The following is a 20,916-nucleotide window of genomic DNA, read 5'->3' as shown; positions in this document are numbered from 1 at the left end:
GTACTTTTGGGTGCAATGAGGTTGTGCGGCGCACAGCCGAGTCGCAGGCTGCCCCGAGGATCGGGGTGGATGCTGGGTTGACACGCACCCTTTCGCTGATGAGAAGCAGAACGGATGATCATGACCGATCCCGCACTCGAGTCGACCGAACCGTCTGGTACCGGTCGTTCCGCATATCGTGACCGCACTGATCCGGGCGTTTCGGGCTTTCTCGACGAGCCCTTGGGTTTGAAGGTTCCGCTCATCGGCGTCTCGTTCTGGGTGGTCAAGGTGATCACCACCGGTATGGGCGAGGCGATGTCGGATTTTCTGGCAAAGTTCAGCATCGCATTGCCTGTGCTGGTCGGTGTCATCGCGGTGGCGGTGGCCATGGTGAGGCAGCTACGTGCCCGTCGCTACCACGCCCCCACGTACTGGAGTGCGGTCGCAGCGATCGCGATATTCGGTACGGTCGGCGCAGATGGGCTGCACGCGGTCGGTGTGTCCACCACGGTGACGAGCCTTTTCTATGCCGTCGTTCTGGGTGTGTGGATGGTGCTGTGGTATCGCAGCGAAGGGACTCTCAGCATTCATGACATCACCACGCGCCGACGCGAGCTCTTCTATTGGGGGACGGTTCTTCTGACGTTTGCCCTGGGCACGGCGCTGGGGGACTGGAGTGCGTTCTTCCTCGGTCTGGGATTCGGGGGTTCGATCGTGCTGTACGCGGCGCTCATCGTGGTACCCGGAGTTGCGTGGAAGTTCCTGCGCCTCAACAGTATCGTTGCATTCTGGGCAGCGTATATCCTCACCAGGCCGTTGGGTGCATCGATCGCCGATTGGCTCGGCAAGCCTTCCCCGGTCGGGATCGGTTGGGGAGACGGGGTGGTTGCTCTGGGCTCAGTCGCTCTTGCCGCGATTCTCGTTCTGGTCCTCTGGAGAACGCGTCGGGACGACCCCAACCGACCGGTCCTGCGCACAGGTGGTGACCGGTGAACCGGCGGCAGTTCATTTACGGTGGGGCCGGTCTCGGTGTGACGACACTGCTCGGTTCAGCTTGCGCACCAACGAAGTCGCGCTCCGTATCGTCACCGGCTCCCGACTCTGCGGGTCAAGTCGTGCGGGCGATCCGCTGACCGAGGTGTTCGGAAAAGGTCAGAAGCTCACAGCGATTGCCGTCAAGTTCGACTGCGTCATATCCGAGCCGCCCGAGAATGATATTGTCCGTTTAGTGGTTCCACGAGTTATTACCGTTGAGTCTCTGTCATGACAGCTCAAGAACGGGCTATATGAAAGGGTCAATTAAGCCATTCGGGGAAGTCGATCAATATTAACGCGAGGAATACAGTTTATGGACGGACCATAACTCCGCGCCGGGCGCACCACTAAGCGCAGCTCAGTGTCCCCTAAGCATCTGCGGGTCAGCATGATCGACATGAGAATCTCCTGGTGGCGAGCACAACTACCCCCGCTGCTCATCGCTGCAGTGTGCATCTTTGGGGTGGGCCTGGCCTACGACGGTGGGCCCTTCTGGATCGACGGTGCGGTGATGAACTGGATCGCCGGACACCGCGTCGCACCCCTGGAGGCGGTGTCGACGGTGTCGTATCTGTTTGGCCCGCTGCTGGTAAGTCTGTGGTCAGTTGTGGTGGCCGCGATACTGATCGTGCGTGACCGGTCGGTCGAACGTGCGCTGGCAGTTGTCACAGGGGTCGTCGGAGCAGCGATGATCACTGAATTGATCAAACTGGTTGTCGCCCGCCCCCGCCCACCCATGTACTACCACCCCGGCATCACCGAGATGACGTACTCATATCCGTCCGGACATGTCACCGGCACAGCGGGATTGGCGCTGACGACTGCTCTGGTCGTCACAGCCACTGCGTCGCAAACGGTTCGGAGGCTCGCTGTCACACTTGCCATGGCGATCACCCTTATCGCCGCACTCACGCGGCTCTATCTGGGCGTGCATTGGTTAAGCGACGTTATTGCGGCGATGGCCGTAGCCACCGCTGCAGCGCTCACCGCTCCCCGATTGGTGCATGCTGGCCTCCGCCAAGCACAACGGCAGTTCCCCAACCGACTCCCGATTTGGGCTCGGCCCACCGATCCTCTCGCAACGAAAGAGGCTGCGCTCCATGGACGCTGATGGTATCGCCGAGAAACTCGCACTGGGCTACATCACGTCGCTGCTCATCGTTGCGGCCATTATCGCTGCGACTACCACCTCTCATTACCTGATTCGTCTCAATGCCGTGCTGGCATTCTGGGCCGCCTTTATCGTCACTCGTCCGCTGGGGGCCTCCTTGGGTGACTTGCTGACCCAACCCCGCGACGCCGGTGGCTTCGGTGTGGGTACCACCGTGACCAACCTTGTATTTCTGGTCGTGATGATTCCTCTCGTGGTGTACCTCAGCGTGACCCACATCGACCGGATCGAACAACATACGGCGCGTACCGCCGCTCGATCGACGGCTGTTTCATGATCAATCCGCGCCCGGTCCATCCGCAGGAGGACCACCACGATTCGTACGCTCCGCTCACACCGACTATCGCAGCCCTGTTCACGGTCACCGCTACCGTGCTCACATTCGCTCTTGCAGTTCTCGTGGGGTGCGTGGCCAAGCCGAGTCCGACTGAACCCGCGGCCCTCTCGTCCGCCGTTGACGGTATCTACGGGATCGCGGTTGTTGCCGCAGCAATGGTCGGATGGGTGTTCACACGGCTCACAGCCGGTCTGATCAGTCCGCGCCTTGCTCAGCAGGTTCGGCGATGACGCGGGGGCGCGGCCGAGGTCGTTACGTCCGCGTCCGCGTCCGCGGTCCGGTGGCGTCCGGTCGGCGCGCAACGTCGAGCGTCGCGGTGTTCGCCGCGATCGCAGTCGCCGCCACCATGTTCGTCGCCGGCGCGTCCTATAGCCGGGCCCTGGGCGCGCCGGGGTACGCGACGACCGCCGACAAGACCTCCGCATGGATGCATGCGCAGACTTTGACCGCGCGCGGCACTCACCGAGTGTGACCCATATCACCAAGCTGCATAAATTGAGCGGAATGCACTCAACCTTGCTCGCGTTCTAGGAGTCGAACGGCCATACTTGAGCCGTACCGACTTAAGAACGTAGAGAAAGGTGCACCCGAAGTGGACAGCTTCACCCCGACCACCAAGACACAGCAGGCGTTGAGCGCTGCGGTGCAGGCGGCGGCCGCTGCTGGTAACCCCGACGTGCGTCCCGCCCATATCCTGGTCGCTCTGCTCGACCAGTCCGACGGCATTGCCTCGCCGCTGCTCAAGGCGGTGGGGGTCGATCCGTCGACTGTTCGTACGCAGGCCCAGGGCATGGTCGATCGCGCGCCGACGGTGGCCAGCGCCAGCGCTCAGCCGCAACTGTCACGCGAGTCGATCGCCGCGGTCAGTGCCGCCCAGCAGCTCGCGACCGAATTGAACGACGAGTACGTCTCGACCGAACACCTCGTCGTCGGCCTCGCGACCGGCGACTCCGAGGTCGCCAAACTGCTGCACAACGCCGGTGCGACACCGCAGGCATTGCGCGAGGCCTTCGTCGCCGTGCGCGGCAACGCCCGGGTGACCTCCGAGGACCCGGAGTCGACCTATCAGGCGCTGGAGAAGTACTCCACCGACCTGACCAAGGCCGCCCGAGAGGGCAAACTGGACCCGGTCATCGGCCGCGACACCGAGATCCGTCGCGTCGTGCAGGTGCTCTCCCGCCGGACCAAGAACAACCCGGTCCTCATCGGTGAGCCCGGCGTCGGCAAGACCGCCATCGTCGAGGGGCTCGCCCAGCGCATCGTCGAGGGCGATGTGCCGGAGTCGTTGCGCAACAAGACCGTCATCTCGCTGGACCTCGGTTCGATGGTTGCCGGCGCGAAGTATCGCGGCGAGTTCGAGGAGCGGCTCAAGGCCGTGCTCGACGAGATCAAGGGTTCGGCCGGTCAGGTCATCACCTTCATCGATGAGCTGCACACCATCGTCGGCGCCGGTGCCACCGGCGAATCCGCGATGGACGCGGGCAACATGATCAAGCCGATGCTGGCCCGTGGCGAGCTGCGGCTGGTCGGTGCGACCACGCTCGAGGAGTACCGCAAGTACATCGAGAAGGACGCTGCGCTCGAGCGCCGCTTCCAGCAGGTCTACGTCGGGGAGCCGAGCGTCGAGGACGCCATCGGTATTCTTCGCGGCCTCAAGGAGCGCTACGAGGTGCACCACGGCGTGCGCATCACCGACTCCGCATTGGTCGCTGCGGCAACGCTTTCCGACCGCTACATCACCTCGCGATTCCTCCCCGACAAGGCGATCGACCTCGTCGACGAGGCCGCCTCGCGGTTGCGGATGGAGATCGACTCGCGCCCCGTCGAGATCGACGAGGTCGAGCGTGTCGTCCGACGCCTCGAGGTCGAAGAGGTCGCGCTGGAGAAGGAGCACGATGAGGCGAGCAAGGACCGGCTGGAGAAGTTGCGTCAGGAACTGGCCGACCAGCGCGAGAAGCTCAACGAGCTCTCGGCGCGCTGGCAGTCGGAGAAGACCGCCATCGACGCCGTCCGCGACGTCAAGGAACAGCTGGAAAACCTTCGTGGAGAAGCCGATCGCGCCGAGCGTGACGGTGATCTCGGACGGGCTGCAGAGCTCCGTTACGGCCGAATCCCGGGTTTGGAGAAGGAACTCGAGGCCGCGATCGAGAAGACCGGCACCGATCCCGACCAGGACGTGATGCTGCAGGAGGAGGTCGGTCCCGACGACGTCGCGCAGGTCGTGTCGGCGTGGACGGGTATCCCCGCGGGCAAGATGCTCGAGGGAGAAACCGCCAAACTGCTTCGCATGGAACAAGAACTCGGGCGCCGGGTCGTCGGGCAGCAAGCCGCCGTGGTGGCGGTCTCGGATGCGGTGCGTCGTGCACGTGCCGGGGTTGCCGACCCCAACCGGCCGCTCGGATCGTTCCTCTTCCTCGGACCGACCGGCGTCGGCAAGACCGAGCTGGCCAAGGCGTTGGCGGAGTTCATGTTCGACGACGAGCGCGCGATGGTGCGCATCGATATGAGTGAGTACGGCGAAAAGCACGCCGTGGCACGACTTGTCGGTGCCCCTCCGGGCTACGTCGGGTACGAGCAGGGAGGTCAGCTGACCGAGGCGGTGCGTCGTCGGCCGTACACGGTGGTGCTCTTCGACGAGGTCGAAAAGGCGCACCCGGACGTCTTCGACATCCTGCTGCAGGTCCTCGACGAAGGACGCCTGACCGACGGCCAGGGCCGCACGGTCGACTTCCGCAACACCATCCTGATCCTGACCTCCAACCTGGGGTCCGGCGGCGACGCCGATCACGTGATGGCGGCGGTGCGGGCGGCATTCAAGCCGGAGTTCATCAATCGTCTCGATGACGTGGTGATCTTCGATGCGCTCAGCCCCGAGGAATTGGTGTCCATCGTCGACATCCAACTGGCACAACTGCAGAAGCGGCTGGCGCAGCGTCGACTGGAACTGCAGGTCACGCCGAAGGCCAAGGAATGGCTGGCCGAGCGCGGATTCGACCCGCTCTACGGTGCCCGGCCGCTACGGCGTCTGGTGCAGCAGGCCATCGGCGACCAGCTCGCCCGAGCCCTGCTGGCCGGTGACATCCGCGACGGTGACATCGTTCCGGTCAACGTCAGCGCCGACGGAGAGTCGTTGGTGCTCGGCTGATTTCACCCAAGAGATGGGCTGTCCCACTGCGGTGGGGCAGCCCATCTCTCATCTTCGGGTGCGCTTTTTCTGATGGTCGAGAACCCTTCCTCCGATGGTCGAGGCGCCCTTTCCCTGGTGGTCGAGGTGTCTTTTTCTGGTGGTCGAGGAGCCATTCTCTGGTGGTCGAGGTGCGACGAGCGCCAGCGAGGATCCTCGAGACCCGTTGAGCCACAGCTGGTTCCACCCCACAGACGAAGCGACCGTCACCGTGGGTAGGTGACAATCACCTGCCCACTCGGTCGGTTCCGCCACTCCACCCGTCGGTCGGTGTAGAGCGTCGGTACCCATTCGGCGAGGTGTTTGCGTTGGTGATCGGCCCGACATAGCGGGATCAGGTCGCCGAGCACTGTCCAGCCTCCGGCCTCGGGGTCGGTGTGGTTGAACGGTCGCCAGTGGTCGAGGTCGCACAGGTGTGACGGCATCCCGCAGTAGGGGTATCGGCACCAGGCGTCGTTGGCCAGCACCTCAGCGCGCAGTGTGGCGCTGGGTGCATACGTCAATGCCCCAGGGGGTGGCACGGTGTGACCGCCGTGTCCGGTCGGATCCGCCGGCGGCGCCTGGGGTCGGTCGGCGATCTGCGGGATGAGTGGTCCCGCGGCCCGGGCGGATTCGGGGTAGTGGATGGTTTTCGCTATCTGGGCGAGGGTGGTGGCGTAGTCATGGTCGATGGGCCCGTATCCCTGCAACCGGGGCACGAGAATCCCGTCCGGGTCCTTCAACACCGTCAACACAGGTGCGCCGGGCACCACCAGGGCCCGCCCAAATGCCACCGGCACCTCCTCCGGCGTCGGCTCATCCATCGGGTCGGGTATCTCGGGTTCGACGACCGGCTCCACCAACTCGACTTCAGGAGCGTCGGCGGCGACAGGTTCCGGCAACAGGTCGTCCCACGCTGCCGCGTTGTCGGCGTCAGCGGGTGTTCCGGCGGAGTCGTTCCTGTCGCCAGGACGGCCCTTGGCGCAATCGGCCAAGCCGCATTGGCAGTCGAGCCGAGCGCCGGGTACGCCGGTGATCTCACCCAGTGCGATGACCCGCAGCGACCCCACGCGGCGGGGGTCTTTGCGGCAGGTGCGTTCATCGATCAGCGCCTCGATCTGGGTGGTGAGGAATACCCCGTAATGGGCGGGGACGACCGCGTCGAGAGCGGAGTGCCCGGCAACGTCGGGGGTGATGGTGACGTTTCCCACCAGGTCGGTGATGGTGTCGCGGTCCTCGATAACGCTGTCGGGGTTCATCGAGATCAGTGCGGCGTCGAGTTGTTGCGAGAGCACTGGGTCGGTGGTGGCGCGGGATCCGTAATCCAGGACGATCTCTTCGAACGACATCTCGGACTCGTCACCGTCGGTGCTGTCGCTGTCGGTGTCGCTGTCGGTCTCGGTGTCCGCGCCACGTTGGGCGGCGCGCGCCATGATCGAAGCCCGATTCGTGGACAGTTCCCCATTCAGATAGGCGGCACGGATCAGCGGTAGCTTCTCCAGGAGGTCCGCCAGCGCTATCCAACTCCCGGCTTTGCTACGGGAGACCTTGAACTGCAACGATACTTCGGCCCGGCCGAGTCTCTCGGCATGCTCGACGACCGAACCCCACACACCGGTCTCGGGCCGATCGGCCAGATGCTCGTGAAATACCCGCTCTGCCAGTGCGGCGGCTGCCAGCACTGTCCGGGCTTCGTATTTGCGGGACTCGCGTAGCAGGTCCGGGCCGGTTTCGGTGAGTTCATCGCGCGACATTGCTGTGATCGCGGCAGTGTCGGCATCCGGATCGGTGAACGTCAGCTGACTCGACATCGGAACAACCTCCCCCCGCGATCGGACTTGATGAGAACAAGTGTACGAAGGGGTACCGACAAAACCGGTCCGGCGATCGCGCGGCTCGAGAAATCTGTGGACAACTTTTTTCCGACGCGTCGAGTGGGCGCTCGATTGCGTCGAGTGGGTAGTGGATGTGGTTGCGATGCTTGTCATCTCGCCGGGTCTCGAGGCTCGCCGCACGCGGCTCGCACCTCGACCACCGGGGAGGAACGGTCGAACATCGGGTGGCGGAAGTGCGGGGCCACCGGGAGGAACAGGGCCGTCGCCCTACCGCTTTGACCATCCGTAGGGCGGGCCTCGATCCTCCGTCGGCGTGTTCGAGCTGAGAGTGGTAGTGCCATAGCGAAAAGTCGCAGGCCTCTCGGTGGCTACGATCGATTTGTCGGACCCGACAGATACGTTCGCCGGGTGGAACGCGAGGAGAGTGGAATGTCGGATGTGATCGTCGGGGACGACGGGATCTCCCGTTGTACCTGGGCGGCTCGGGAGCCCGAGACCACCTACCACGACACCGAATGGGGATTCCCGCTGTCGGGGGATACCGCCCTGTTTGAGCGGGTGTGTCTCGAGGGATTCCAGTCGGGGCTGAGCTGGCGGACCATCCTCACCAAACGGGAGAACTTTCGGAAAGCGTTCAGTGGCTTCGACATTGCGACGGTTGCTCGCTTCGGTGAGGCCGACGTGGCGCGGCTTCTCGGTGACGCGGGCATCATCCGGCATCGCGGCAAGATCGAGGCGTCGATCAACAATGCGCGCCACGCCGAGGATCTCATCGACGCCGAGGGCTCGCTCGAGGCGTTCTTCTGGCGGTACGCACCCGACCGGGACCATGTGCCGGGCTCGATGACGACCTCTCCCGAATCGCTGGCGCTGTCGAAGGATCTCAAGAAGCTCGGGTGGCGGTTCGTCGGGCCGACGACGATGTTCGCGCTGATGCAGGCCGCCGGATTCGTCAACGACCATGCGTTCGACTGTGCGATCCGGCCGGTCGTCGATGCCGCGATCTCCGCACACCCGCGACCGGCGTGAGGTGATCGTTGACCGACGGCAGGGCGTGAGAGTAGCGTCACATTTGGTAACAGTTGTATCCAGATAGGGGCTGGGTCATGGTGAGCGCAACGACGACCCGAACGGCGCCGGTCGGCCGCCGACATCCGACGACGATGCTCGACCTGATCACCGTCGAGGGTCTCACCAGCGGCGTCGCGAACATCATCATGCAACTGTCGTTGCCGCCGGTCGGTGCGGGCGTCAACGAGAGTCGCGTCGTGTCCGGTAGCCCGCGGCGGTATCCGATGAAGCGCACGCGCACCACCGGTACCTATCTCGCGGTGGCGTTGCTCGGCACCGAGGATGAGAAGAATCAGCTGCGCGCAGAGGTCGCGCAGATGCACAAACCCGTCGTTTCCACCCCGGACAGTCCGGTGCGTTACAGCGGCAACAGTCCTGACCTCCAATTGTGGGTCGCTGCTTGCCTTTTCCGCTTCTATCTCGACCAGTACACGATCCTCTACGGCGATCTGACGACCGCCGAGCTCGACGTCCTCGTCCGTGCCGGTGAACCGCTGGCCACCGGCGTCAACGTGCGTCCGGCGTCCTGGCCGCAGACGTGGGCGGAGTTCACCCAGTATTGGGAAGGCATGCAATCGCACCTGTCCATCTCCGCAGAGGTGAAGCGGGACTTCGAGACGCTGTCGAACATGGAGTTCGTTCTCGAGGCGTGGGGGCCGCTCGGACGTCCGTTCCCACTGTTGCTGGGCAAGCACTACCAATTCATGACCCGCGCGAACCTGCCGCCGCGATTCCGGGAGCTGATGGGGTGGGACTGGACCGATCGCGACCAACGCAACTTCGACCGGGCGCTGGCAAGGATGCGCGTGCTCGACCGCGTCGGCGGACGTCAACTCGCCTTGGGTTTGCTGTGGTCGTACATGATCGACTTCCGCCTTCGTCGGCGACTTGGCATCCCGGTACTCGGCACACTCCGCGTGACGCAGATCCCGATCCGCGACGGCGGCGGTGTGCGACGGCTGGCGCGGCGCTGGTGGCGTCAGGTGCAGTAGGGCGGCGTACCACGACGGTTTGACTTCAATCGAGCTTGAGGTCTTACCGTCGTTGTCATGACGAACCACGGTGATAGGCCGTACCTCGCGCCCGCCCATCCGGACGCGCTCGACGTGGCACATCGACTCGTCGCCGCGCTACAGCTCGGAATGGACCGCTCGGACGCGGATGCCTACGACGCGATGTTCGCCGCCGACATTCTTTGGGGATCACCCAAAGGTGCGGTATTGCAAGGCTTCTCCACCTTGAACTGGATTCATCAGCGGCTGTTCGCTCAAGCCGTGGCGCCACCGTCGGACTTCTCGGTGGCGCAGGCCGCAATGATCGCGCCCGGAGTGGTGGTTGCCCAGATCGGACGCCACGCACGCGGGGGTGGATTCTCCGAGATGGCGATGTACGTGCTGGTCGAGCGGGACGGACGATGGTGGGTGACAGCCGGTCAGAACATCCCGATCGCTGATGATTGAGCCGGCTGCTACGCCGCAACGCCCGACATCTGCGGGGCAAGTCGCTTGAGTCCCTGGCGGATTCGAGACTTGACGGTCGGTAGCGCGACGCCGAGACGATCGGCCACCTCCCGGTAGGTCAGCCCCTCGAAGTAGGCGAGCTCGATCGACTCGCGCTGCAGTGGGGTGAGAACCGACAGACTCGATCGGATCTCACGATTCGTATCGTGACGCTCGGCGAGTTCGCTGACCACATCGCGCTCGACCCGCGAGCCGAGATCGGCTGTGCCGTAATCGATCGTGCGGCGCCGGCTCGCTGTCTCCGACCGCACGCGATCCACCGCGCGACGATGCGCGAGGGTCATCAGCCAGCTGATCGCCGAGCCGTTACCGACGGCGAACCCATCCGCCGAGCGCCACACCGCGAGATACACCTCCTGAGTGGCTTCCTCGCTCATTCCGGCGTCGCGCAGCACACGACGGGTCATGCCGTAAACGCGTGCCGAGGTGAGGTCGTAGAACCGCCCGAAGGCCACCTGATCGCCGGAGCCGACACGCGTCAAGAGCACGTCGAGATCGTCGTCGTGTGTGCTCATCGGACTCCTTAAATGCCGGGTGGTCAGACATCCGATGTGGATTCGGTGGCGAATCACCGGTGTCCGGCCTCTGCGTCTCGACGCTATGTACCGATTCGGGTTGCCACCACGGCCCGTGACCAAACGCGACGGATTAGCAACGCGGATAACGGTTTGATAACGCCGAGCTCGCGACGGCGCTGTCGGGGGTGGGAGGCGCTGTCGGCGTGCTGGAGGGCGCTGTCGCGGGTAGGGGCGGACGTCACCACCGCGAGGTCGGGTTGCGCATCGCGCAGGCCACGCACTGCCGAGCGGCCGGTAGCACCCCCAGGCGTTCTGCGCCGATCGGCGAGCCGCAGGTCTCGCACCGCCCGTACTTGCCGTGGCCGACGCGCTCGAGGGCTGCGTCGATCTCGACGAGGCGCGCCCGCGATCGCTCGACCTGGGCCACCAGCTGGCCGCGTTCCACCGCGAGCGTCGAACCCTCGGGGTCGTGCTCGTCGTCGGCGGCCTCGTCGGCCGTCGCCTCGATGACCGCCGAGAGTCGTTGTGACAGAGCGTCGATCAGTGCCGCGGTGCGTGCGCGCTCGGCGCGTAGCGCCTCCCGTGACGGGTCGCTCCTGTCTCGCCTATCGCCGTCCCGGTCCATCGTTACTTTGTACGCCCACACCGCCGGCGCCCACGTGACTTGCACCTTCTGCGAAGTTCGCGGCGGGCGCAGCTCTACGATGGACCCGTGACCAGCGACCCGCACGGCAACACCGGCGCGCCCTTCGACGCCGCGACCACCGCCAAGTTCGTCCTCCTGACGACCTACCGCAAGGACGGCACCCCGGTGTCCTCACCGCTGTGGGGCGTCACCGAGGGCAACGAGATGTTCATGTGGACACCTGCCGACTCGTGGAAGATCAAACGTCTTCGCCGTGATCAGAAGGTCGTCGTCCAGGCGTGTGATCGCATGGGAAAGACGTTGGAGGGCAATCCGGTTGAGGGTCGGGCCGAGCTGCTCGACGAGGCGGGCACCGATCGCGCCAAGAAGTTGTTGGTCGGAAAGTATGGGCTACTCGCCCGACTCGTGATCGTCGGCAGCAAACTGCGTCGCGGATCAGCAGGCACCATCGGGTTCGCGATCAGGCCTGTCGCCTGAGGGCCGAGTTGTGGCGCCGCTCCGGTGTCTGGGTGCTCGCCTTGCGGAACCGCGGTCGCTCGAACACCGGCTTGTCCGGGGTGGTCAGCCGCAGGGTCTGGGCCATGTCGGTGTGACAGCTCGCCCAGATGACCTCGTACTCCACCTCGTCGATCCGACCGTCGCGCAGGTCGGAGTCGGCATCGCGTAGTCGCGCGGAGATGCGCCGGATCAGCGCGATGTTCGACAGCGACGTCAGGTCGGCGTCGGGACCCGTCCAGCCCTCGACGGACACCGAGGCCGTACGGATGCCCCGGGTGCGTTCGGCGACCACGATCACCAAACCCACCGACACCGCGATCGCCACCGCAAACGCGACGACGAGCGCGGAATTGACGTATCCGCAGATGAAAGCCGTGCCCAGGACGATGGCTGCGACGATCGCCGGAAGCCAGCGCCACGCCCGCATCCAGCGGCGCTGTTCGACAGAGGTCCCCGGCGGGTAGAGCACCATCCGGTCACGGACCCACTGGCGGGCGTAACCGATCTGCACGTATCCCCATCGATAGTCGCCGGCGACGATGCGCCGCGGTGCTGTGCTGCTCATGACCTCAGGTCTAATCCGCGGCTCATCGCGCGGTAAGGGGTTCTCACACGATCTCGACGCCGTGCGCTGGGATTTTGACGCGTCCTTGACGCGCACCGCGAGCTGTTCGGAGGCCCTCGAGCGTCGTGGCCCGATGATCGACGAGCCGGCCGTCGCACCCCCTGATGAGAAGGTCGCGTCAACATTGCCTGCCCGCGCGTATTGATCGCGTTAAGGCACTTCGTCCGATCGGCATCGGGAGCGCAGAGTGGTCCTGCGCACCGGCCGCCGGCCGGTGCATCGGCATGGCCGTCGGTTGACTCGACGGTTGCGGTGTGAGGAGTGAGAGTGGCTGACTTCCTGTACGTTCTCGCCGCATTGGTGGGCTTCGCGTTGTGCGTGCTCGCCGTGCGCGCCGTCGACGTGAGGATCCGGCGATGACCGCCGACGGCGTGATCAACGCCGTCCTGCTGGCCCTCGCGGTGGTGACGGCCGTCTACCTGATGGTCGCGCTGATCTTCCCGGAAAGGTTCTGAGCCCGATGAATCCCGCTCTGGCCGCCACCTTGCAGGTGGCGCTCCTCCTCGTGGTGCTGGGCCTGGCCTATGTGCCGCTGGGCGACTACATGGCCTCGGTCTATCGCAGCGAACGTGACCTCGGGGCCGAGCGAGTGCTGTATCGCCTCGCCCGGATCGATCCGAAGCGCCAACAGACCTGGGTCGGCTATGCGCTTGCGGTGCTCGCCTTCTCGGTCGTCAGTGTTCTGTTCCTCTATCTGCTGCAGCGACTTCAGGGTGTATTGCCCTGGGCCGACGGCAAACCCGGGATCAACCCGGCGACCGCGTTCAACACGGCGGTCTCCTTCGTCTCGAACACCAACTGGCAGTCGTACTCACCCGAACAGGTGATGAGCAACCTCACCCAGATGATCGGTCTGGCGGTACAGAACTTCGCGTCGGCGGCGGTGGGCCTCGCGGTGGCCGTCGCGCTCATCCGCGGACTGGTGAACCGGCGCGGCGATGGTCAGCTCGGCAACTTCTGGGTTGACCTCGTCCGCGGCGTCATCCGAATCCTGTTGCCGCTGAGCATCATCATGGCCGTCATCCTGATCACACAGGGTGCCGTCCAATCGTTCAAGACCGGCTTCGACTTCACCACGCTCAACGGTGCGTCGGCACACAGCGTCGTCGGACCGTTCGCCTCACAGGAGGCGATCAAGGAACTCGGAACCAACGGCGGCGGAACCCTCTCGGCCAACTCGGCCCACCCCTTCTCCAACCCGACGCCGCTGAGCAACATCGTGGAAATCATTGCGCTGCTGATCATCCCGGTGTGCCTCACACGGACCTACGGCACGTTGGTCGGTGACCGGCGTCAGGGATACACCCTGCTCGGTGTGATGGCCTCACTGTGGGGCATCATGCTGGCCGTCTCCTGGTACTTCGAGTCGCGCACCAACGGTGTGGCCGCGCAGGTCGCGGGAGCAATGATGGAGGGCAAGGAACAACGATTCGGCATCCCGGCGTCGGTGTTGTTCGCGGTGTCGACGACGGGAACCTCGACCGGCGCGGTGAACTCCGCCCACGACAGTTTCTCCGCCGGTGGTGGCGGTGTGTTGCTGTGGAACATGCTGCTCGGCGAGGTCGCGCCAGGCGGCGTGGGCTCGGGACTCTACGGAATCCTGATGATGGCGGTGGTCACCGTCTTCGTCGGCGGACTGCTGGTCGGACGGTCTCCGGAGTTCCTCGGAAAGAAGGTCGGGCAGAACGAGATCACCATGGCAGCCCTCTATGTGCTGGTGATGCCGGCACTCGTGCTGATCGGTGCGGGCATCACGGTGGTCCTCTCCTCGACGCTCGACGCGCAGGGCAACGGTGGGTCGCCCGGAACCGCGGGGTCGATCCACGGATTCAGTGAGGTGCTCTACGCGTTCGCGTCGGCGGCCAACAACAACGGCAGCGCATTCGGTGGGCTGACCGTGACCAGCGACTGGTTCCAGAGCTCGTTGGGCTTCGCGATGCTCCTCGGTCGGTTCCTGCCGATCGTGTTCGTGCTGGCGCTGGCCGGTCTGCTGGCGCGCCAGCGGCCGCGGGGTGCGAAGGCCGATGGGCTGGAACCAGCACCGGGGCAGGAGGTCTCGAGGCTCGGCGCCGGGGCGCCTCGCACCTCGACCAGCGGTCAGGGGAGAGGTGGCGACGCAGTGAGTGCCGGGGCGCCTCGCACCTCGACCAGCGGTCAGGGGGCGGCCGATGGTGACGACGCAGACGCCGACAGCCGTGGCGCGGTCGCGCTCGAGGCCCGCACCGACACCGCATCGACCCTACCGACGCACGGACTCCTGTTCGGCGCGTTGTTGTTCGGAACCATCCTGCTCGTCGCAGGACTCACCTTCTTCCCGGCCATGGCGCTGGGACCGATCGCGGAGGCAGCTCTGTGAGTGTGGATACGATCGACCGGACCGACGGCGGGCACAAGCCCACCGACGAGTCCGCCGATGCCCCGGAACTGGTGTCGGGCGGTGCATTCGACGCCCGCAGCCTGATCACCTCGTTGCCGCAGGCGGCGCGCAAACTGAACCCCAAGGACCAAGCGCGCAACCCGGTGATGTTCGTGGTGTTCCTCGGCGCCATCGTCACCACGGTGCTCGCGATCTGGCGGCCGTCGTGGTTCTCCTGGCTGATCGCCGCATGGCTGTGGTTCACGGTGATCTTCGCCAACCTCGCCGAGGCGGTCGCCGAGGGACGCGGCCGTGCACAGGCGGACAGTCTGCGAAAGGTCAAGCGCGACACCATGGCCCGACGGATCGGCGCCGATGGTTCGACGGTCTCGGTATCGGGCAGCGATCTCGTGGTCGGCGACCGGATCATCGTCGAGGCCGGTGAGGTGATCGCCGGTGACGGCGACGTCATCGAGGGCATCGCGACCGTCGACGAGTCGGCGATCACCGGCGAATCCGCGCCGGTGGTTCGCGAATCCGGTGGGGACCGATGCGCGGTCACCGGTGGCACCGTCGTGCTGTCGGATCGCATCATCGTCAAGATCACCACGGCGCCGGGAGAGACGTTCGTCGACCGAATGATCGCGCTCGTCGAGGGCGCCGCCCGCAAGAAGACCCCCAACGAGATCGCGCTGGACATCCTGCTCGCGAGCCTGACGGTGATCTTCCTGCTCGCCGTCGTCGCGGTCGGTCCGATGCAGCAGTACGCCGGGCAGAGCCCCGATCCGATCAAGTTGATCGCGCTGCTGGTCTGCCTCATCCCGACGACGATTGGGGCGCTGCTGTCCTCGATCGGTATCGCCGGGATGGATCGACTGGTGCAACGCAATGTGCTGGCGATGTCGGGCCGGGCGGTCGAGGCCGCCGGCGACATCGACACCCTGCTGATGGACAAGACCGGCACGATCACCTTCGGTAACCGGCGGGCCACCGAGATCTTCCCCGGCCCCGACACCTCCACCGCCGACCTCGCGTCCGCCGCGTATCGGTGCAGTCTCGCCGACGACACCCCCGAGGGCCGCAGCATCGTCGATCTCTGTCTGCAGGAGCATCAGGTGACCCCGATGGCCGCCGATGACGCCGACGCGGCGCGCGGTGGTGTTCACCCGAACTACGACGTCGTCGCCTTCACCGCCGAAACCCGCATGAGCGGAATCGATCTGCACGACGGCCCGTCCGACGTCGCCTACCGCAAGGGCGCCGCCGACGCGGTGACCCGCTGGATCGGCCGGCTCGGCGGCTCGGTACCGGAGGTCGTCACCGATCGCGTCGCGGAGATCTCGCAGGGTGGTGGCACGCCGCTGCTGGTCGCCGTCCACGACGTCGACGGCGCACGCATCCTCGGTACCATCCAGCTCTCCGACGTGGTCAAGCCCGGAATGCGCTCGCGCTTTGCGCAACTGCGGGCGATGGGCATCCGCACGGTGATGGTCACCGGTGACAATCCGTTGACCGCCAAGGCGATTGCCGACGAGGCCGGGGTCGACGACTTCGTCGCCGAGGCCACCCCGGAGGACAAACTCGCCCTGATCCGGTCCGAGCAGGCAGGCGGACGGCTGGTCGCGATGACCGGCGACGGCACCAACGACGCCCCGGCGCTCGCGCAGGCCGACGTCGGGCTGGCGATGAACACCGGGACGTCGGCAGCCAAGGAAGCCGGCAACATGGTCGACCTCGATTCCGATCCGACCAAACTGATCGAGGTCGTCGCCATCGGCAAGCAACTGCTGATCACCCGCGGCGCGCTGACGACGTTCTCGCTGGCCAACGACCTCGCGAAGTACTTCGCGATCCTGCCGGCGATGTTCGCGGTCATCTATCCGCAACTGCACGTGCTCAACATCATGCACCTGCATTCGGCGCAGTCGGCGATCGTCTCGGCGATCGTGTTCAACGCCCTGATCATCGTCGCGCTCATCCCGCTGTCGTTGCGTGGCGTCAAATACCGGCCCAGCTCGGCCTCGCGCCTGCTCGGCCGCAATCTACTGATCTACGGCCTCGGTGGCGTCGTGTCACCGTTCCTCGGCATCTGGCTGATCGATCTCGTGGTCCGTTTCCTTCCGGGAATGGGGTGAGGAATACATGAACACCGTCATCTCCACCTTCGCGCGGCAGTGCGTCGCCGCGATCGGGGTAATGATCGCGCTGACCGTCCTTCTCGGTGGCGCCTATCCGGCGGTCGTGTGGGCGGCCTCGCGGCTCGACACCCACGCCGCGGAGGGATCACAGATCTCCGATGCCCGCGGCTGCAACGCCGGGTCGTCGATCATCGGGATCGATCCGCAACCCGTTGCCGGGCAGCCCGATTCGTTCCTGCACGCGCGGGTGTTGGGTTCGTCGGACAACCCGATGGCCCCCGGCGACCCGTCCGCCTCCGCGTCGAGCAACGACGGACCGAACAGTCAGGATCTGGCCACCATGATCGAGGCGCGCCGCAAGATCATCGCTCAGCGCGAGGGGGTGGCGCCGGCGGCGGTACCCGTCGATGCGGTCACCGGCTCCGGGTCGGGGCTGGACCCCGACATCAGCCCGGGGTACGCGAAGCTACAGGTACCGCGTATCGCCCGTAACAGCGGCCGCACCCAGGCGCAGGTGCAGGCGATCATCGACAAGTACACCTCGGGACGCCAATGGGGTTTCTTGGGCCAGCCCACGGTCGATGTGCTCCAGGTGAATCTCGCCTTGGGACACACCGTGTGCCCTCGGTCGTGAGGCACTCTCGCCGATAGACTCGGAGGCATGGTTTCTACTGCCGACGCCCGGGGCTCGCTCGAGGTCTTCCTCGGATGCGCCCCGGGCGTGGGTAAAACATATGAGATGCTCGCCCACGCACACGATCTGATCGGTGAGGGCGCCGATGTGGTCATCGCGGTGGTGGAGTCGCACGGTCGTATCGCGACGGCCGGGCTGATCGAGGGCATCGAGGTCATCCCGCGGCGCCGGATCGTCTACCGCGGCGCCGAACTCGAGGAGATGGACCTCGAGGCGGTGCTGGCCCGCCGCCCGCAGGTGGCCCTCGTCGACGAACTGGCCCACTCCAACGTCCCGGGATCGGCGAATGCCAAGCGCTGGCAAGACATCGACGTCCTCCGCGACGCCGGTATCGACGTGCTCACCACCGTCAACATCCAACATCTCGAGAGTCTCAACGATGTGGTCGCCCAGATCACCGGCGTCACCCAGCGGGAGACCGTCCCTGACGCGGTGGTGCGCGCCGCCGACCAGATCGAGCTCGTCGACATCGCCCCGCAGGCGCTGCGCCAACGACTCTCGGCGGGCAAGGTCTATCCCAGCGGCCGGATCGACGGCGCGCTCGCCAACTACTTTCGTCAGGGCAATCTGACCGCGTTGCGTGAGCTCGCGTTGCTGTGGTTGGCCGATCGCGTCGACGACAATCTGGCCGATTATCGTGCGGCCCATGCGATCACCGATACCTGGGAGGCACGTGAGCGGGTGGTGGTGGCGATCACCGGTGGCGCCGAATCGTCGACACTGATCCGCCGCGCCAGCCGCATCGCCTCACGGTCGAGTGCCGAGCTCATCGTCGTACACGTGGTCCGCGGTGACGGGCTGGCCGGACGCTCCGGTGTGGAACTGTCCGAACTGACCGAACTCGCCGCCGGATTCGGTGCGCGCGTGCACTCCATCGTCGGCGACGACATCCCCACCACCTTGCTGGAGTTCGCGCGCGGGGTCAACGCGACCCAGCTGGTGCTCGGCACGTCTCGGCGACCGCGGTGGAAGCGCATCTTCGACGAGGGGGTCGGCGCGACGGTCGTCGCCAGCAGTGGACGGATCGACGTCCACATGGTCACCCACGAGGAAACCGCGAAACGCAACCGCCTCGACATCCGCGAGACCCGGTTTCATCGGCCGCTGAGCTGGGTCCTGGCGGTGGTGGTACCGCTGGTGATGACGGGTATCCTGGCCATTCTCGACCGCTGGCTCGGATTCGCCAGTGAGACAGCGTTGTTCTTCGTCACCGTGCTGGCGATCTCGATGCTCGGCGGTGTTGCGCCGGCCGCATTGTCGGCGGTGGTCTCCGGTGTTCTGCTCAACTACTTCTTCACCGCACCGCGGTTCACCCTGACCATCAACGAACCGGACAATCTGATCACCATCCTGGTGATGCTCGTCATCGCGATAGCGGTTGCCGCACTGGTCGATTCGGCCACGGTTCGGCGGGTTCAGGCACAACGGGCGGCGCGTGAGGCCGAGTTGCTCGCGGTCTTCAGTGACGCCGTCCTCGGCGGCGCGGACGTGGCGGGTCTGCTCGAACGCGTCCGGGAGACCTACGATCAACGCGCGGTGTCGGTGGTGCACCGCCGTGCCGACGGCAGCGTCGAGGTCAGTGCTGCGGTGGGAGAGGACCCACCACAACGTGATTCGGAGGCCGATACCGTCCTGCCCGCGCGGGGCGACGAATACGAGTTGCTGCTGTGCGGGGCGTCGCCGGAGGCGCAGGATCGTCGGGTGCTCACGGCCGTCGCCACCCAGGCGGCCGCCGCACTCGAACGCGCCGACCTCGAGGCGGGCGCCGCCGCCGCACGGGCCCTCGCACAGACCGACGAACTCCGGCGGGCGTTGCTGTCGGCGGTGAGCCACGATCTGCGTACCCCGCTGGCCGGTGCGAAGGCGGCCGTGTCGAGTCTGCGCAGCGAGGAGGTGACGTTCTCGCCGGAGGACACCGCCGAATTGTTGGCCACCATCGAGGAATCCGTCGATCAGCTCTCGGCACTGGTCGCCAATCTGCTGGACTCCTCGCGGCTCGAGGCCGGTGCGATCCGCCCGAACATGGCGCGCACCTACCTCGTCGAGGTGGTGCACCGGGCGGCCAACCGCAGCGGACCGGCCGCCGCGGGTATCGCCTTCCGGTTCGGTCATGTCTGGGCATGGACCGACGGTGGGCTGCTGGAACGGGTGCTGGCCAACCTCATCGACAACGCGGTGCGCCACGGCGGCGGGCAGGTCGAGGTGGCCACCTCGCTCGACGAGTCGGACCCGCAGTCGCCGCGCACGATCATCGAGGTCGTCGACCACGGGCCGGGGATTCCGGTCGAACGGCGTGAGCAGATCTTCGACGACTTCCGCCAGGGTTTCGACCGCAACGGCTCCGATGGCGGTGTGGGGCTGGGCCTTTCGGTCGCCCAGGGTTTCACCTCGACGATGGGTGGCAACCTCGCCGTCGTCGACACGCCCGGTGGCGGTACGACGATGGTGGTGGATCTGCCCGCCATCGAGCAGTCGGAGCAGTCCGCGCCCGCGGAGGGGGTGGCGCATGGCTGACGGGGCGCGCGTGCTCGTCGTCGACGATGAGCCACAGTTGTTGCGGGCGTTGCGGATCAACCTGAAGGCACGTGGTTTCGACGTGACGACCGCGGCGACCGGCGCAGCCGCACTGGCGGCGGCGGCCAAGACCAACCCGCAGGCGGTGGTACTGGATCTGGGGCTCCCCGACATCGACGGATTCGAGGTGCTCGCCGGTCTGCGCGGGTGGACGAACGTGCCGGTGATCGTGTTGTCGGCCCGCGGCGAGGCCGTCGACAAGGTCGCCGCCCTCGATGCCGGTGCCGATGACTACGTGACCAAACCCTTTGGGATGGAGGAGTTCGTCGCACGCCTGCGGGCCGCGATCCGGCGCGGGGCCGGTTCGTCGGGGGAGCCGACCGCCGAGAACCCGGTGGTGTCGGCGGGGTCGTTCACGGTCGACCTCGGTGCCAAACAGGTCACGCGCAACGGCGAACGGGTACATCTGACTCCCACGGAGTGGGGCGTGTTGGAGATGCTGGTGCGCAACGAAGGCAAATTGGTGGGCCAGCGCGAGATCCTGACCGGTGTGTGGGGGCCCACCTACACCGGCCAGTCGAACTATCTGCGCGTTTACCTGGCGAGCCTGCGCCGCAAACTCGAGGAGGACCCCGCTCACCCCAGGCATCTGCTCACCGAGGCGGGGATGGGCTACCGGTTCGTTCGGGAATGAGTCCGATGTTGTTGTCACCGGACCAACCGCCAGGGTAGATTGTCAACAATCTAACAATTAACGCTGCGGCATGCGAAGGGTGGTCTCCGTGACGAATCACCACCTCGGGTGCATCGTCG

Annotated in this window: 20 protein-coding genes; 16 read left to right on the top strand and 4 right to left on the bottom strand. The window is 65.8% G+C overall.

What is annotated here, in order from left to right; genetic code table 11:
* Positions 1–114: 114 nt before the first annotated feature.
* The 5 genes from AC5ZH6_RS23520 (at position 115) to clpB (ending at position 5,670) form a co-directional block, all read left to right on the top strand.
* Positions 115–975 carry a COG4705 family protein gene (locus AC5ZH6_RS23520; RefSeq protein WP_035728596.1) on the top strand — a complete coding sequence of 287 codons (861 nt, stop codon included), beginning with the start codon at positions 115–117 and terminating at the stop codon, positions 973–975.
* A 505-nt stretch (positions 976–1,480) separates the two neighbouring features.
* Positions 1,481–2,128 (top strand): phosphatase PAP2 family protein, encoded by a 648-nt coding sequence (locus AC5ZH6_RS23515; protein WP_288336021.1) that lies wholly within the window; start codon positions 1,481–1,483, stop codon positions 2,126–2,128.
* Entirely contained in the window at positions 2,118–2,465 is a 348-nt protein-coding gene (locus AC5ZH6_RS23510) for a COG4705 family protein (protein ID WP_249154873.1), read from the top strand. Before AC5ZH6_RS23515 ends, AC5ZH6_RS23510 begins: the two co-directional genes overlap by 11 nt.
* A 286-nt stretch (positions 2,466–2,751) precedes the next feature.
* Positions 2,752–2,997 carry a hypothetical protein gene (locus AC5ZH6_RS23505; protein WP_211543566.1) on the top strand — a complete coding sequence of 82 codons (246 nt, stop codon included), beginning with the start codon at positions 2,752–2,754 and terminating at the stop codon, positions 2,995–2,997.
* Between the two features lie 120 nt (positions 2,998–3,117).
* Positions 3,118–5,670, top strand: a complete 2,553-nt coding sequence (gene clpB, locus AC5ZH6_RS23500) for an ATP-dependent chaperone ClpB (RefSeq protein WP_211543568.1) — start codon at positions 3,118–3,120, stop codon at positions 5,668–5,670.
* A 245-nt stretch (positions 5,671–5,915) separates the two neighbouring features.
* Here clpB and AC5ZH6_RS23495 read toward each other — a convergent pair whose 3' ends face one another.
* The gene (locus tag AC5ZH6_RS23495) at positions 5,916–7,499 is read right to left on the bottom strand and encodes an HNH endonuclease signature motif containing protein (RefSeq protein ID WP_455410314.1); all 1,584 of its coding nucleotides are present in this window, start codon (positions 7,497–7,499) and stop codon (positions 5,916–5,918) included.
* 453 nt (positions 7,500–7,952) lie between these two features.
* Here AC5ZH6_RS23495 and AC5ZH6_RS23490 point away from each other — a divergent pair, with 453 nt between their 5' ends.
* The 3 genes from AC5ZH6_RS23490 (at position 7,953) to AC5ZH6_RS23480 (ending at position 10,054) form a co-directional block, all read left to right on the top strand.
* Positions 7,953–8,552, top strand: a complete 600-nt coding sequence (locus tag AC5ZH6_RS23490) for a DNA-3-methyladenine glycosylase I (protein WP_006371832.1) — start codon at positions 7,953–7,955, stop codon at positions 8,550–8,552.
* Positions 8,553–8,629: 77 nt separating this feature from the next.
* Entirely contained in the window at positions 8,630–9,586 is a 957-nt protein-coding gene (locus AC5ZH6_RS23485; protein WP_020169928.1) for an oxygenase MpaB family protein, read from the top strand.
* Positions 9,587–9,643: 57 nt separating this feature from the next.
* The gene (locus AC5ZH6_RS23480) at positions 9,644–10,054 is read left to right on the top strand and encodes a nuclear transport factor 2 family protein (protein WP_496167885.1); all 411 of its coding nucleotides are present in this window, start codon (positions 9,644–9,646) and stop codon (positions 10,052–10,054) included.
* Between the two features lie 8 nt (positions 10,055–10,062).
* On the opposite strand, the gene sigK is transcribed toward AC5ZH6_RS23480, so the two are convergent.
* On the bottom strand, positions 10,063–10,629 hold the full coding sequence (gene sigK, locus AC5ZH6_RS23475) for an ECF RNA polymerase sigma factor SigK (RefSeq protein WP_006371835.1): 567 nt from the start codon (positions 10,627–10,629) through the stop codon (positions 10,063–10,065).
* Positions 10,630–10,870: 241 nt separating this feature from the next.
* A complete protein-coding gene (locus AC5ZH6_RS23470; protein WP_006371836.1) occupies positions 10,871–11,257 on the bottom strand; it encodes a TraR/DksA family transcriptional regulator in 387 nt (128 codons plus the stop codon).
* Positions 11,258–11,344: 87 nt separating this feature from the next.
* Between AC5ZH6_RS23470 and AC5ZH6_RS23465 the strand changes: the two genes are divergently transcribed.
* Positions 11,345–11,755: a PPOX class F420-dependent oxidoreductase gene (locus AC5ZH6_RS23465; RefSeq protein ID WP_006371837.1), complete on the top strand. Its 411-nt coding sequence runs from the start codon at positions 11,345–11,347 to the stop codon at positions 11,753–11,755.
* On the opposite strand, the gene AC5ZH6_RS23460 is transcribed toward AC5ZH6_RS23465, so the two are convergent.
* Positions 11,739–12,341 (bottom strand): DUF6611 family protein, encoded by a 603-nt coding sequence (locus AC5ZH6_RS23460; protein ID WP_006371838.1) that lies wholly within the window; start codon positions 12,339–12,341, stop codon positions 11,739–11,741. The two genes, AC5ZH6_RS23465 and AC5ZH6_RS23460, sit on opposite strands and share 17 nt — an antisense overlap.
* On the opposite strand from AC5ZH6_RS23460, the gene AC5ZH6_RS23455 reads away from it, so the two are divergent.
* The 7 genes from AC5ZH6_RS23455 to AC5ZH6_RS23425 all read left to right on the top strand — a co-directional run bounded on the left by AC5ZH6_RS23455 (position 12,340) and on the right by AC5ZH6_RS23425 (position 20,797).
* Positions 12,340–12,546: a hypothetical protein gene (locus AC5ZH6_RS23455; protein ID WP_276115312.1), complete on the top strand. Its 207-nt coding sequence runs from the start codon at positions 12,340–12,342 to the stop codon at positions 12,544–12,546. The two genes, AC5ZH6_RS23460 and AC5ZH6_RS23455, sit on opposite strands and share 2 nt — an antisense overlap.
* Positions 12,547–12,757: 211 nt before the next feature.
* Complete coding sequence (locus AC5ZH6_RS23450; RefSeq protein ID WP_081482548.1) at positions 12,758–12,856, top strand: potassium-transporting ATPase subunit F; 99 nt, start codon at positions 12,758–12,760, stop codon at positions 12,854–12,856.
* Positions 12,857–12,861: 5 nt separating this feature from the next.
* Positions 12,862–14,757, top strand: coding sequence for a potassium-transporting ATPase subunit KdpA (gene kdpA, locus AC5ZH6_RS23445; RefSeq protein ID WP_006371841.1), 1,896 nt, complete (start codon positions 12,862–12,864; stop codon positions 14,755–14,757).
* Positions 14,754–16,892, top strand: a complete 2,139-nt coding sequence (kdpB, locus tag AC5ZH6_RS23440; protein WP_006371842.1) for a potassium-transporting ATPase subunit KdpB — start codon at positions 14,754–14,756, stop codon at positions 16,890–16,892. The genes kdpA and kdpB overlap by 4 nt, the downstream gene beginning before the upstream one ends.
* Before the next feature lie 7 nt (positions 16,893–16,899).
* On the top strand, positions 16,900–17,529 hold the full coding sequence (locus AC5ZH6_RS23435) for a potassium-transporting ATPase subunit C (RefSeq protein WP_006371843.1): 630 nt from the start codon (positions 16,900–16,902) through the stop codon (positions 17,527–17,529).
* A 27-nt stretch (positions 17,530–17,556) separates the two neighbouring features.
* A complete protein-coding gene (locus tag AC5ZH6_RS23430; protein WP_006371844.1) occupies positions 17,557–20,103 on the top strand; it encodes a DUF4118 domain-containing protein in 2,547 nt (848 codons plus the stop codon).
* Positions 20,096–20,797 (top strand): response regulator, encoded by a 702-nt coding sequence (locus AC5ZH6_RS23425; protein WP_006371845.1) that lies wholly within the window; start codon positions 20,096–20,098, stop codon positions 20,795–20,797. The genes AC5ZH6_RS23430 and AC5ZH6_RS23425 overlap by 8 nt, the downstream gene beginning before the upstream one ends.
* The last annotated feature ends 119 nt before the right edge of the window (positions 20,798–20,916 follow it).

It is taken from the genome of Gordonia sp. YC-XJ4 (assembly GCF_059511865.1).
This window is presented reverse-complemented; position numbering and strand designations above follow the sequence as displayed.